At 25.2% G+C, this 14738-nt stretch carries 13 protein-coding genes and 1 other RNA gene; 6 read left to right on the forward strand and 8 right to left on the reverse strand.

Annotated elements, in window-relative coordinates; all coding sequences use genetic code 11:
* Positions 1–23 precede the first annotated feature (23 nt).
* Positions 24–2153 carry a phosphate acetyltransferase gene (pta, locus tag HU701_RS01100; protein ID WP_178919070.1) on the forward strand — a complete coding sequence of 710 codons (2130 nt, stop codon included), beginning with the start codon at positions 24–26 and terminating at the stop codon, positions 2151–2153.
* A 10-nt stretch (positions 2154–2163) separates the two neighbouring features.
* Here pta and yfaE read toward each other — a convergent pair whose 3' ends face one another.
* The 4 genes from yfaE to gyrA form a co-directional block, all read right to left on the reverse strand.
* Positions 2164–2424, reverse strand: a complete 261-nt coding sequence (gene yfaE / locus HU701_RS01105) for a class I ribonucleotide reductase maintenance protein YfaE (protein ID WP_158346155.1) — start codon at positions 2422–2424, stop codon at positions 2164–2166.
* 1 nt (position 2425) lies between these two features.
* Positions 2426–3556 (reverse strand): class Ia ribonucleoside-diphosphate reductase subunit beta, encoded by a 1131-nt coding sequence (gene nrdB / locus HU701_RS01110; RefSeq protein WP_158346157.1) that lies wholly within the window; start codon positions 3554–3556, stop codon positions 2426–2428.
* A 42-nt stretch (positions 3557–3598) separates the two neighbouring features.
* Entirely contained in the window at positions 3599–5887 is a 2289-nt protein-coding gene (gene nrdA / locus HU701_RS01115) for a class 1a ribonucleoside-diphosphate reductase subunit alpha (protein ID WP_178919071.1), read from the reverse strand.
* Between the two features lie 125 nt (positions 5888–6012).
* Positions 6013–8523, reverse strand: a complete 2511-nt coding sequence (gyrA, locus tag HU701_RS01120; RefSeq protein WP_178919073.1) for a DNA topoisomerase (ATP-hydrolyzing) subunit A — start codon at positions 8521–8523, stop codon at positions 6013–6015.
* A gap of 254 nt (positions 8524–8777) precedes the next feature.
* Between gyrA and HU701_RS01125 the strand changes: the two genes are divergently transcribed.
* Positions 8778–9530: a DUF2076 domain-containing protein gene (locus HU701_RS01125; RefSeq protein ID WP_178919076.1), complete on the forward strand. Its 753-nt coding sequence runs from the start codon at positions 8778–8780 to the stop codon at positions 9528–9530.
* Between the two features lie 93 nt (positions 9531–9623).
* Here HU701_RS01125 and HU701_RS01130 read toward each other — a convergent pair whose 3' ends face one another.
* On the reverse strand, positions 9624–10220 hold the full coding sequence (locus HU701_RS01130; protein ID WP_158346165.1) for a peroxiredoxin C: 597 nt from the start codon (positions 10218–10220) through the stop codon (positions 9624–9626).
* Positions 10221–10306: 86 nt separating this feature from the next.
* Between HU701_RS01130 and ung the strand changes: the two genes are divergently transcribed.
* Positions 10307–10972, forward strand: a complete 666-nt coding sequence (gene ung / locus HU701_RS01135) for a uracil-DNA glycosylase (protein ID WP_158346167.1) — start codon at positions 10307–10309, stop codon at positions 10970–10972.
* 89 nt (positions 10973–11061) lie between these two features.
* On the opposite strand, the gene grpE is transcribed toward ung, so the two are convergent.
* Positions 11062–11637 carry a nucleotide exchange factor GrpE gene (gene grpE, locus HU701_RS01140; protein WP_178919078.1) on the reverse strand — a complete coding sequence of 192 codons (576 nt, stop codon included), beginning with the start codon at positions 11635–11637 and terminating at the stop codon, positions 11062–11064.
* Positions 11638–11745: 108 nt separating this feature from the next.
* Between grpE and nadK the strand changes: the two genes are divergently transcribed.
* Complete coding sequence (nadK, locus tag HU701_RS01145) at positions 11746–12624, forward strand: NAD(+) kinase (protein ID WP_158346171.1); 879 nt, start codon at positions 11746–11748, stop codon at positions 12622–12624.
* A gap of 140 nt (positions 12625–12764) precedes the next feature.
* Positions 12765–13091, forward strand: a complete 327-nt coding sequence (gene bamE, locus HU701_RS01150) for an outer membrane protein assembly factor BamE domain-containing protein (RefSeq protein WP_178919080.1) — start codon at positions 12765–12767, stop codon at positions 13089–13091.
* A gap of 16 nt (positions 13092–13107) precedes the next feature.
* Here bamE and ssrA read toward each other — a convergent pair.
* Positions 13108–13482, reverse strand: a transfer-messenger RNA (tmRNA) gene (gene ssrA / locus HU701_RS01155).
* A gap of 166 nt (positions 13483–13648) precedes the next feature.
* Here ssrA and grxD point away from each other — a divergent pair.
* Positions 13649–13981: a Grx4 family monothiol glutaredoxin gene (gene grxD, locus HU701_RS01160; protein ID WP_178919082.1), complete on the forward strand. Its 333-nt coding sequence runs from the start codon at positions 13649–13651 to the stop codon at positions 13979–13981.
* 76 nt (positions 13982–14057) lie between these two features.
* On the opposite strand, the gene rnt is transcribed toward grxD, so the two are convergent.
* Positions 14058–14726, reverse strand: coding sequence for a ribonuclease T (rnt, locus tag HU701_RS01165; RefSeq protein ID WP_178919084.1), 669 nt, complete (start codon positions 14724–14726; stop codon positions 14058–14060).
* Positions 14727–14738: the final 12 nt, after the last annotated feature.

Raw genomic sequence — 14738 nt, forward strand, 5'->3', positions numbered from 1 at the left:
CATTTCAAGATAGTAAGAATATTATGATTCGTATTATAATGTTAGTACCTTTAAGTGAAGATATTAGTTTAACAACTATAACTTTAAGTTTAATTAATTTAATTAGCAAAAAAACAAAAAACAATTTTTTTAAATCTTTTTTTTACTTTTCTCTCATAAATAGTTCAATAGATAAAACTAAACTTATTGTTAAAAAGTATTTTTTAGACGATATAATTACATTGAAAAATATAGATTTTTCAAATGAATGTTTTAACTCTAATCAATACCATATGCTTGTGAATGAAGTTATTGATCAATGTTATCAAAAAAAAGATATTAATGGATTTATTTTAATTCAAGGTATCAATAGAAATAAAAATCCTGATGCTGATAAGATAAATTATGAAGTTTCTCAAAATATCAATGCTGAAGTAATATTTTTAGATAATTTAAAAGATTACTCTTTAGAAGGTGTTCATCAAAAAAAAAATAAAATAAAAATATTTTTAAAATTTAATCAATATAGATATGTTTTAGGTTTTATTATTAATAATGTAAACTCTCCTTTTATACAAAAACAATATAATTTTGTAGAAAAGCTAAACGTTATATATAATTTAAAAAAAAATCAAATTTCTTTCGATATTAAACATGACATTTTTTTAAAAGATAAATTTCTTTCTATATTCCATTTTATTCCTTGGAATAAACACTTATTAAAATCATCTATAATAGAAATTTGTAATTTTTTAGATGCAAAAATCATTAATACAAAAAATATAAAAAATTCTATTGTAAAAAAAATAATAATATTTGATGAAAATTATACAAAAATAACAATAAAAGATTATAAAAATGCTTTATTTTTTGTGTGTTTAAGTCGCTTGGAAACATTTATTAAAGATTTATTACTCAAATTAAAAATAAATAAAATTAGTGGCGTCCTTTTGACAGGTAAATGTCAAGTTGTGAAAAAAATTTTGTATTTGATAAATGTTTTAAAAGATTTTAATATTCCTATTTTTTTTATCAACGCAAATACAATAACAACTCTTTCGAGATTACAAAAATTTAATTTTAATATTAATTTTTACGATAAAAAATATATTGATAAAATACTAAAACATACTTCTAGCTATCTAAAAAATATTAATTTAAATATTTTTTCATATGATTCAGTTAATCATCAAAAAAAATATTCACCTAAAGAATTTTGTTATCGTTTAAAAATCTTATCTAAAAAAAATATAAAAAAAATTATACTTCCAGAATCATATGAGCCTCGAATATTAAAAGCTGCTTTAATATCTAATAATTTAGGAATTGCAGAATGTGTATTGTTGGGCAATGAAAAAAAAATTTTTAAAATAGCTCGTGATAATGAAATTTATTTAAATAGAAATATTCAAATAATAGATCCTGATATAATACGAGAAAACTACGTTTCAAGATTATTAGAGTTAAGAAAGAATAAAGGTATAACTGAATCTTCTGCAACAAAGCAATTAGAAGATAATACTGTTTTAGCTACATTGTTATTAGAATGCAATAAAGTAGATGGATTAGTTTCTGGATCAATAAATACTACGGCTAATACTATACGCCCAGCATTACAAATTATTAAAACGAATCCTATTTATTCTTTGGTGTCTTCAATATTTTTTATGTTATTCCCTCAAGAAGTATATATTTATGGCGATTGCGCAATCAACGTAAACCCAACAGCAGAAGAATTAGCAGAAATTGCAATTCAATCTGCTAATTCAGCTAAAACCTTTGGGATAGAACCACGTGTAGCAATGTTATCTTATTCTAGTGGGTATTCTGGTTACGGTATGCAAGTAGAAAAAGTTAGAAGTGCGACTTCTATTATTAAATTAAAACAACCTAATTTAATTGTTGAAGGACCTATCCAATACGATGCAGCTATTTCAAGAAAAGTTGCTCAATTAAAAATTCCAAACTCATCAATTCTAGGATCTGCAAATATTTTTATATTTCCAGATTTAAACTCTGGTAATATAACTTATAAAGCAGTACAACGTTCTTCAGGATTAATTTGTATTGGACCTATGTTGCAAGGATTAAGAAAACCAGTAAATGATTTATCAAGAGGCGCATCAATTGAAGATATTGTTTATACTATTGCTTTAACTGCAATTCAGTCGTAATTTATTTTAATTATATTTTGATTGTAATATTTCCTTTTGGTTGACAACAACATGGAAAAATTTCATTTATTTTAAATAAAGCAGCTATAGGCTGTTTTATTGAGTAAATAATGCTCCCTTTTATTATTTCTATGCGACATGCTCCACAATACCCAGATTTACATTGATATGCTATATGTATATCATTTTTTTTTAGAGTAGATAATATAGAAACGTTTTCTTTATAAACAATAATTTTTTTATTTAATATTTCAATAGTAGAATAATTCATTTTATAATTTAAATTTTTTAAATTCTTGATTAGATACCTTGGAATCAATTTGACCTACTAAATAAGAGCTAATTTCAGTTTCTTGTGGGGCATTTTGTATATAATCTGAATTTAACCAAGAATCGATCCAGGGAATAGGATTTGATTTTTTTTCAAACTGCATTTTTAAACCTATTGCATCCATTCGAATATTAGTAATATATTCTATATACTGCCAAAGTATATCTTTGTTTAGACCCAACATAGAACCGTCTTGAAATAAATATTCCGCCCATTTTTTTTCTTGTTCTGCAGCTAATATAAAAATTTGAGTTGCCATTTCTTTGCATTCTTTAACAATGTTTTTCATATTTTCGTTGTTTTTTTTATTATTTAATAAATATAAAATATGTTGAGTTCCGGTCAAATGCAGCGCTTCATCTCTTGCAATTAATCTAATAATTTTTGCATTTCCTTCCATAATTTCTCTTTCTGCAAATGCAAATGAACAAGCGAAGCTAACATAAAACCTAATAGCTTCTAAAACGTTAACACTAATTAAACAAAGGTATAATTTTTTTTTTAATATATCTAAATTAATAAAAATTTTTTTTTCATTAACAGTGTGATTTCCTTCTCCTAATAAATGCCAATAACTAGTCATATTAATAAGCTCATCATAATAAGTAGAAATGTCTTTTGCTCTTTCATTAATATTCTTATTAGTTATGATATCATCAAAAATAATTGATGGATTATTTATTATATTTCTAATTATATGAGTATAAGAGCGGGAATGAATTGTTTCTGAAAACGACCATGTTTCAATCCATGTTTCTAATTCAGGAATAGAGATAATAGGTAAAAAAGCAATATTTGGACTGCGCCCTTGAATTGAGTCAAGTAATGTTTGATATTTTAAATTGCTGATAAAAATATGTTTTTCATGTGAAGGAAGATTTTGAAAATCTATTCGATCTTGTGACAAATCTATTTCTTCTGGTCTCCAGAAAAACGAAAGTTGTTTTTCAATTAACTTTTCAAAAATGTTATATTTTTGTTGATCATATCGAGCTATATTAACAGGTTGCCCAAAAAACATAGGTTCTATTAGTTGATTATTTTTTTTCTTTGAAAATGTTGTATAAGACACTTTTTTACGCCTAAAATAAATTTTTATAATTTATACAATTGATTATATAATACAAGAACCGCTTGGACAATTGTCTTCTTTGTTTTTTGTATGTTGATAGAACTTATAATTATCTTCAGCTCCATCTCTGGTATTTTGATAATATAAAGTTTTAATTCCTAATTTATATGCTATAAGTAAGTCGTATAATAGTTGTTTCATAGGTATTTTTTCATTTGTAAAGCGTTTTGGGTCATAATTAGTATTAGCAGAAATGGATTGATCAATAAATTTTTGCATAATAGCTACTAACTCTAAATAGCCAGTATTATTTGGTATATTCCAAAGTAATTCATATTGAAATTTTAATTTTTTATATTCTGGTACTACTTGCCTCAACATCCCGTCTTTTGATACTTTTATACTTATAAATCCTCTTGGAGGCTCAATACCATTAGTAGCATTAGAGATTTGAGAAGATGTTTCCGAAGGCATTAAAGCAGATAGAGTAGAATTTCTTAAGCCATACTTTTTAATGTTTTTTCGTAGTAAATCCCAATTTAAGTGCAATGGTTCATTACATATAATATCTATATCTTTTTTATATGTATCTATTGGTAGCTTACCTAAGTAATAATTTGTTTGATGAAATAATATACATGATCCTTTTTCTTTAGCTAACTCACAAGACGCTTGCAACAAATAATATTGTATTGCTTCAAAAGTTTTATGTGTTAAATTTTTTGCACTACCGTCAGAATAACGAACTTTGTTTTTAGCTAAATAATATGCAAAATTAATTACACCGATACCTAAAGAACGTCTGGAAAGAGAAGAATTTTTCGCTGAGACTATTGGATAATTTTGATATTCTAATATCTCATCTAATGCTCGTACAGATAAAATAGATAACTCTTCAAGTTCTTTTAAATCTTTAATCAAACCTAGATTTAAAGCTGACAATGTACAAAGTGCTATTTCTCCATTTTCATCATAAATATCATTTAATGGTTTTGTAGGTAATGTAATTTCTAAACATAAATTAGATTGTTTTATTGGAGCTAATTTAGGATTAAATGCGCTATGTGAATTACAATGATCTACATTTTGTATGTAAATACGACCAGTAGAAGTTCTCTCTTGCATAATTAAAGAGAATAAATCAATCGCTTTGATATTTTTTTTTCTTATAGCTTTATTTTTTTCATATTGAATATATATTGATTGAAATTTTTTTTGATCAGAAAAGAAAGCTTCATATAATTCTGGGACATCAGAAGGGCTAAATAATGTGATATCTTCCCCTAATAACATTCTTTGATACATTAATTTATTGATTTGAACAGCATAATCGAGATGACGAACTCTATTTTCTTCAATACCCCGATTGTTTTTTAAAACTAATAAATTTTCAATTTCAAGATGCCATATTGGGTAAAATACTGTTGCTGCACCGCCTCTAACACCTCCTTGTGAGCAAGATTTAACAGCACTTTGAAAATGTTTATAAAAAGGAATACATCCTGTATGAAATGCCTCTCCATTTCTAATTGAACTCCCTAAAGCTCTAATTTGACCAGCGTTAATTCCAATTCCTGCTCTTTGTGAAACATACTTGACAATGCAACTTGTTGTTGCATTAATAGAATTTAAATTATCTGCACATTCAATTAAAACACAAGAACTAAATTGACGAGTTGGCGTTCTTACACCTGACATTATTGGTGTAGGTAATGAAATTTTAAAAGTAGAAATAGCATTGTAAAAACGTTGAATATAATTCATTCGAATATTTTTAGGGTATTTAGAAAATAAACATGCAGATATTAAAATATATAAAAATTGTGCACTTTCATAAATTTTTCCAGTAATACGATTTTGTAATAAGTATTTTCCTTCTAATTGTTTTACAGCAGCGTAAGAGAAATTCATATCACGATGATGATCAACAAAAGAATTCATTATTTCATATTCTTTAAAAGAATAATCTCTTAATAAATTTTTATCGTATTTCCCTAAATTTACTAATTTTTTTACATGGTTGTATAGCATTGGTGGTTCAAATTGACCGTAAGCTTTTTTTCTAAGATGGAAAATGGCAAGTCTTGCAGCCATATATTGATAGTCAGGTGTTTCTTGAGATATTAAATCTGCTGCTGCTTTAATAATTGTTTCATGTATATTAACGGTCGTTATGTTGTCATAAAATTGGATGCGTGAGCATAACTCTACTTGAGAAACAGATATATCTTCTAACCCCTTAGCAGCCCAATTTAAAACTTTATGAATTTTATCTAAGTTTATTTTTTCTTTTTTTCCATTTCGTTTAGTCACAAATAGACTATTTTTCATATTTACTTAACCTGTTTTCACAAACACAATTTTATATAAAAATTTTTAAATTTTTAACATAAAATATCACTTTTTTATAATTTTTTTATTATCAATACATTATATTGCGCAATTTACTGTGTAGCTTATATAATTGGCTCTACAATTCTTTGTAAAGCAACAACTTTTTCATTTTTTGATGTTCTTATTAAAATTACACCTTGTGTATTTCTTTTTAACACTCCTATTTCAGAAACTCTAATTCTAACTAATGTTCCTGCGTTAGTAATCATCATAATTTGATCTTTTTCTACTACTTGTATAGCTCCAATAATTTTCCCTTTTTTTTTCGTTATTTTTATTGAAATAACACCTTGTGTTGCACGTGATTTAATTGGAAAATCAGAGATTTTTGTACGTTTTCCGTACCCATTATTAGTTGCTATTAAAATACTTTCTTTTTCGCTTGGTACAATTAATGAAACTACTTTATCGTTTTTTAAGATTTTTATTCCTCTTACCCCAGAAGCTGTTCTTCCCATCGTTCTTACACTGTTTTCTGAAAATTGAACCACCTTTCCATTTTGAGTAAATAACATAATATTATTATTTCCATTAGTCAGTGCAACTCCAATTAATTCATCATTAGATCTTAAATTAATAGCTATAATTCCAGTAGATCTAGGTTTTTGAAAATTTTTTAAAGAACTTTTTTTTACTACGCCTTGAGCTGTGGCCATAAAAATATTAAGGTTATCTTTATATTCGTGAAAAGGTAAAATAGCGGTAATTCTTTCTTTTCTAGTTAATGGTAATAAGTTCACTATAGGTCTACCTTTTGCATGTCTACTAGATTCTGGCAAATGATATACCTTCATCCAGTATAAAATGCCTCGACTAGAAAAACATAAGATAGTATCATGCGTATTTGCAATAACTAAATTTTGTATAAAATCTTCTTCTTTGGTTTTAGCAGCTAATTTTCCCTTTCCTCCTCTTTTTTGGGCATTATAATCAGAAATAGGCTGATATTTAACATATCCTGAATGAGACAATGTAACTACTACATCTTCCTGGTTAATTAAATCTTCAATGTTAATATCAGTGTGACGTTCAATTATTTCTGTTTTTCTTTTATCATGAAAGTTGTGTTGCACTAATAATAATTCTGATTTAATTACTGAAAGCATGCGATTTGGATTTTTTAAGATTTCTTCAAGTTCTATAGTTTTTTTTACTAAATTATTATATTCTAGAATAATTTTATCTTTTTCTAAATTAGTCAATCTTTGTAATTTTAAATCTAAAATTGATTGTACTTGTTTTTCACTAAAGTAGTAATAATTCTTTTTTTGATTTTTTTCTTTTGTTTCTATAGTTTTTTGATTATTATTTTTTATACTTTTATTTGTCCATTTTTTTTCTATAATAAGTTTTTTAGCTTCTATTGAATTTCTAGAGTTCTTTATCAAGTCAATAATCACATGAATATTCATTAAAGCAACATTTAGCCCTTCAAGAATATGAGTGCGTTTTAGTGTTTTTTTTAATTCAAAAATACTACGACGTGTTACAATTTCTTTTCTATGCAATATGAAATGTTTAATTATTTCTTTTAAAGATAAAGTTTTTGGTTGTCCTCGGTATAATGCAACCATATTTATCCCAAAAGATATTTGTAATTGAGTAAGAGCATATAATTGGTTTAAAATTATTTCTGATAAAGTTTCTTTTTTAATTTCAATTACAATTCTCATCCCATCTTTATCAGATTCATCACGTAAAGCTGTAATGCCATCAATTTTTTTATCTTTTACTAGTTCTGCTATTTTTTCTATTAAACGTGATTTGTTAACTTGATAAGGAATTTCATAAAAAATAATACTTTCTTTGTTGTTTTTTTGATTTCTTTCAATTTTATTGCGTGCTCGAATATAAATTTTGCCTTTTCCAGTACGATACGCTTCTTCAATTCCTTTTTTTCCATTAATAATTCCTGCAGTTGGAAAATCTGGACCCGGAATATGTTTTATTAACTCTTTTAAGGTGATATCTTTGTTTTCTATATATGCTAAACATCCATTAATTACTTCATATAAATTATGAGGAGGAATGTTTGTTGCCATTCCAACAGCTATTCCAGATGATCCATTAATTAAAAGATTCGGTATTTTAGATGGCAATATTTCAGGGATATATTCAGTTCCATCATAATTAGGTATGAACTCAACAGTATCTTTTTCAAGATCTGATAACAGCTCATGAGCAATTTTAGACATACGAATCTCTGTATATCGCATTGCTGCTGCCGCATCTCCATCTACTGATCCGAAATTTCCTTGACCATCTATTAACATATACCTTAATGAAAAATTTTGAGCCATTCGAACTATTGAATCATAAACTGCAGAATCTCCGTGTGGATGGTATTTCCCAATTACATCACCTACAATTCTAGCAGATTTTTTATATGACTTATTCCAATCATTGTTTAATATGTACATTGCAAAAAGTATTCTTCGATGCACGGGTTTCAGACCATCTCGAACATCAGGTAAAGCTCTTCCAACTATAACAGACATCGCATAGTCTAAATAAGAACTTTTTAATTCTTCTTCAATATTAACTTGTATGATTTCTCGTGCAAGTTCTTTCATAGTAACTATTTTCTCTTTTAAATTTGATGAAATTAAGTGAAAATTATAACATAATTAAAATATTAGATGCATTGAAAGAAATAAATTCTAAATTTAAAATATTTTTATTTAATTATTAATATGTTAAAAATATATTTTATATTGTTTATTTCAAATGAAAGTATTAAAATAATAGCTTATTAAAATTATTTTATTAATATTTATCAATATTAAAAATAATATTTTTTAAGTATAATTAAATATGAGATTTTTTTATGAAAGATGCAGAAAAAAAATTAATAGAAAATTTATTTTGTCGTTTAAAAAAAACTGAATTAAATTCTTTTGAACGAGATACTGAAGCAAATAGTTTAATTCAAGATTTAGTAAAAAATCAACCATATTCTTCTTATTACATGACACAAACAATTTTGATTCAAGAAACAGCAATAAAAAAACTAAGTTTAAAAGTTGAAGAATTAAATAAAAAGATATCAGATTTAAAATTAAATCAACCGAATAAAAAATCAAGTTTCTTATCTAATTTGTTTAAAAAAGAATCAATTCCTTCAGAAAGGTCTAACAATGTTTGGAAAAGTAATCAAAATATTACAGGATCGTATAATCCTTTACCAGTATCTCCTTCAACTATGAGTAATAGTGCAAGTAACAGTGGTGGTGCTAGCAATGGTTTTCTTAAAAATGCTTTGCAAACAGCAACTGGTGTAGCAGGAGGAATGGTTTTAGGTAATATGTTGATGAATATTTTTAATCATAGCAAACCTGAAGAAGAGGTATTTGATACCATTAATGAATCTTCTATATCTAATATAGAAGACAGTGAATTTCATAGCAATATTGAACACAATTTAGTTGATTATAACAATAATGATGAAAGCTCTTTTGATATCTCTGAAAATACATCTAATTTTAACGATGAGTATATTGATGAAATAAGCAATTCAGAAGGAAATAGTGATATAAATAATGATATAATAAGCGATATAAATGATGATAATTTTATTTAATTGTTAAAATATTTTACGTAGAAATTATTTTGCATTCAATAATTTAAATAAAGCCAGCATATTTTTTGCTGACTTTAAAATAAAAAATAATTTTTAAGAAAAATGTTTGTCTAAATATGAAGAAATTCCTTTTAAAGAAGTAGTTATTCCATCTTTTCCTGGTTCCCAATTCGCAGGACATACTTCTCCATATTTATTATGAAATTCTATAGCGTCTATCATTCGTATGATTTCATTTATATTGCGTCCAAATGGAAGATCATTAACAACCTGATGACGTATTGTCCAATTTGCATCGATTAAGAATGAAGCTCTTAGTGCTATATTAAATGTTGGATGTTCAATTCCATAAGCTTTTTGAATTTCATGTTTAATATCAGATATCATTGGAAATTTAATCTTTCCAATTCCACCATTTTTAGGCGCGGTGTTTTGCCATGCTTGATGAACAAAAACACTGTCAATAGAAACACCTACAATTTTTACATTTCGTTTATGAAATTCTTCATAAGATTTATTAAATTCCATGATTTCAGAAGGACATACAAAAGTAAAATCCATAGGCCAAAAAAACAATATCACTGATTGACCGTTAGAATATTTTTTAAAATCAAAAGTATTTGTGATTTCACCGTTACCTAAAATTGCTGGAGCTATAAAATTTGGTGCTTTTTTTGTGACTAAAACCATTTTTTTCTCCTTTTATTTTGAAATATAATTAAATTTCTACTTTTTTAAAAAATATTTTATTTAATTAATTGATAAAAGAGTTATTTATGAATACTAGTTTAACTTGGAAAGATATTTTATCTCAAGAAAAAAAAAAATATTTTTTTGATATGATTAATTACATTAAAAAAGAACGTTTAAAAAAAATAATATATCCTTCTTCAAAAGATATGTTTAATGCTTTTTTATTAACTTCTTTTGATGAAATTAAAGTAGTTATTATTGGTCAAGATCCTTATTTCTCAAAAAATCAAGCGCATGGTTTAGCATTTTCAGTGCCTAAAAATAAAAATATACCACCTTCTTTAAAAAATATATATAAAGAATTAAATAATGATTTTAAAAAAAGATATATATTTCACCATGGTTGTCTTGAGAATTGGGCAAAACAAGGAGTTTTTTTGTTAAATACTATTTTGACGGTTGAGTCAGGAAAACCAAAATCTCATAATAATATAGGATGGGAAATATTTACTAATAAAGTAATTTCTTGTATTAGCCAATATAAAAAATCTATTGTTTTCTTACTTTGGGGGGGCAATGCTCATAAAAAATATAACTTAATTGATATAAATAAACATTATATTTTAAAATCATCCCACCCATCTCCATTATCAGCTAATCGAGGTTTTTTTGGGTGCAAACATTTTTCTAAAACTAATAAAATATTAACTAAATGTAAAAAAAAAGAAATTAATTGGTTTGATATTTAGATTTATATGTAAAAATAGAAAAAATTTAAAAATTTTTTCTATTTTTTATCTTAAATAGTGTAATTTTTTTAATTAGAAATATAAATTTTTTAAATTTTAGAAATTTTTACTAATGCTTTTCGAATAACAATATTATTAAAGCTTAAACCTATTCGTTTTATTGAAATAATACGATCAGGTTGTATTTCTGTTGAATTTTCGGTTAATATAATATTATGAATTTTTGGATTAAAAATTTCATTTTTTTTGCCTTCTTTTTTTACTCCAAATTTATATATTATTTTAAATAAAGACTCTAATATTAATTTTATTCCTTGTACTAATGGTTTTTCATCTAAATTTAATTTCTTAGATAAAGATAAAGTATCTTCTAGCGCATCAATGATAGGAACAATTTTTTTAAAAAATTCTTCTTTTTTTATGTTTTTGATATTTTTTATTTTTATTTCAGCATCTTTTTTAATGTTTTCTATATGAGCTAAATGTCTTAATTGTATATCATGTATTTTTTTTTGATTATTAAATATCTTTTCTTTTAATTCGCTTAATTGATTTGTATTATTTTTTTCAACTTCAGAAGTATCATGTATTTTTTTTTCAATTTCTTTTTTTATGTCTTTTTTTTCGATATTTTTATTTTTTGGTTGTTTTTCTTCAGTATCCATAATATCACCGTTTTGAACATTACTGATTAGTTAAATATAGATTTATTGATATGTCTTTTAAGTTGATTCATGTATTAATTATATATATTCATTAGGAATTTTAATTTAATGAAACAATATTTTAATTGTATCGGTATTGTTGGACGCCCTCGTCATTCTAATGCATTAAAAACACATGAGATGCTTTATAGATGGCTAATTAAAAGAGGTTATAAAGTTTTTATTGAATATAATATTTCCAAAAAATTAAAGTTAAAAAACCCAAAAACTGCTACATTAATAGAAATTGGTCAACTTTGCGATTTAGCTATAGTAATTGGTGGAGATGGAAATTTATTATGTACTGCTAGAATTTTATCATATTTTAATATTAAAATCATTGGTATTAATCGAGGCAATTTAGGTTTTTTAACAGATTTAAATCCTGATAATCGATTTAAAAAATTATCAGAAGTTTTGTCTGGAAATTATTTTATAGAACATCGTTTCTTATTAGATGTAAAAATTTATAATAAAAAAAAGCTTTATAAATCTAGTATAGCTGTTAATGAGGTTGTTTTACATCCTAAACATGTAGCTCATATGATAGAATTTGAAGTTTATATTGACGAAAAATTTGCTTTTTCACAACGTTCAGATGGTTTAATTATTTCAACTCCTACTGGTTCTACGGGTTACTCGCTTTCTGCGGGAGGACCAATTATAGTAACTTCTTTAGAAGCAATATTATTAACACCCATGTTTCCTCATACTTTGTCAGCTCGACCATTAGTTATTAGCAGTGATAGTATAATTTGTTTAAAGTTTTCTGATTTAGAGAAAGGTTTAAAAATTAGTTGTGATAGTCAAATAGTTTTTCCGATCAATAAAAATGAATATGTTTTACTTCAAAAAAGCAATTATTATTTAAGTTTTGTGCATCCTAAAAGTTATAACTATTTTAAAACTTTAACTTCAAAACTAAATTGGTCTAAAAAATTTTTTTAAGAATTATATAATATTTTTAACATATGGAACATATAAAAATAATTTAATAAAAAATTTTTAATTATATTTTGTACAACAGCGTTACTATAAAAGTTTTAGTTGAAAATATTCGATATGAAATATTAGGAAATAATTGATTAATGAATATACAAGTTTCTATAATTAAAATATTATTAATAATTTTTTTGCTGACTAGTTGTTCATTTTTTGGCAATAAAAGTTATAATTCTAATAATATAGATGCATTATACTTAAATCTAAGCGAATTTAAAAAAAATTATAAAGGTATGACGAGAGAGCAAATAATTTATATTTTTGGTGATCCGATAGTTTCTGATTCTTTTGACAATGCTTATCATTATATTTTTTGTCAACGATTTAAAAAAAATATATGTAAAAAAATTGTATTAAATATTTTTTTTGAAAACGATAAAGTTTGTTATTTTAATCTAGAACAATTTAAATAATTTTAAAATTTTAAAATTTTGGAGCTGGCGGGATTTGAACCCGCGTCCAAAATTTCTATAAATAAAGATACTACATGCTTATTTTTTCTTGGTATTAAGTTCTTTTCCTAATTTAGAAAAACACAATTTTAGGAATATATCTTAAAAATATTTTTTCGTGTTATTATTAAGATTTATTTCACGTTTTCTCTTTAATCAATAAACCTTTAATAATTTCTCGTTATAAAAGAGATAATATTGAGAATAAAGGGCATTAGAACAGTTTTTTAAGCTGCTAATGCGTAGTTTTGTTTGTTATTTGCAGCTATTTTTTACGGCTTTTTACGAGGCAAACCGTTCCTCGGCATGCACTTTATTTTTTTGATAATTTTGTCGAATCCAGAACAGCCCCATATAATGAATACCATAAAATACTAACATAAATATGTATAAAGCATTAACCATCTAAGTATTACAAAAAAAAATAAACTTGTCTATAAAATATTTTAAAAAGCATTTAAACTTTGAAAGTTATTTTAATATTTTTTAGATTTATGAATTTTAAAATGGAGCAACGCGTGGATATCATTAAAAAAATAGAAAATCAAATCAAAAAAAACATTATTTTAATATATATGAAAGGAACGCCAGAAGCTCCTAGCTGCGGATTTTCTGCTCAAGCTGTGCAAGCTTTATCGGTATGTGGAGAAAAATTTGCATATGTAGATATTTTGGAAAATGAAGATATTAGGAGAGAATTACCTAAGTATGCGAATTGGCCTACATTTCCTCAGTTATGGGTAGATGGTGAACTTATAGGAGGTTGTAGTATTATAATGGAAATGTTGCAAGATGGAGAGTTACAGAAGATAATATCTAAAGCAGTTAACAAGCATAAAAATAATGTTTAATTTATCCTATTAGCTTAATAAAAGATATGATATCTAATAATAGATTTATTATTAATATCATATCTTTTGATAATTTTTAAAGATTATTATGATTTTGAGAAGAGCTATTTTTTTTATTCACCGGCCACCCACCTAAGTATTTCCAACGATTAACTAGCTCACAAAAAAGATTTGCAGTTTGTAACGTATCGTAGAGAGCAGAATGAGCTTGGTTATTATCAAATTTTAATCCAATGGCTTTACATGCCTTTGCTAAAACTGTTTCTCCAACTACTAACGCGCTTAATGTTGCAGTATCAAATGTAACAAATGGATGAAAAGGGTTTTGTTTAATTTGAACTCTTTGTATTGCAGACATTAGAAAATTATGATCAAAACTAGCATTATGCGCAACTACAATACCTTTTTTGCAGCCTTCTATTTTTATTCCTTTGTTTACTACATCTAATATTGATTTAATAGCTAATTTTTCACTAATAGCACCACGTAATGGATTAAATGGATCAATTTTATTAAACGCAATCGCATCAGAATTAATAATAGAGCCTTTAAAAGGTATAATATGAAAGTGAAGTGTATTTTCTATATGTAACCATCCTAATTTATCCATTTTTAATGTTATTAATGCAATTTCTAATAATGCATCAGTTTTTGGATTAAAACCAGCTGTTTCAATATCAATAACAACAGGATAAAAATTACGAAACCGATTACTTAATAAATTAAATTCTTGCGTTATAGACATTTACATCTCATT

Origin of the sequence: Buchnera aphidicola (Aphis gossypii), from assembly GCF_013394915.1 — a bacterium.
GTDB lineage: Bacteria > Pseudomonadota > Gammaproteobacteria > Enterobacterales > Enterobacteriaceae > Buchnera > Buchnera aphidicola_AZ.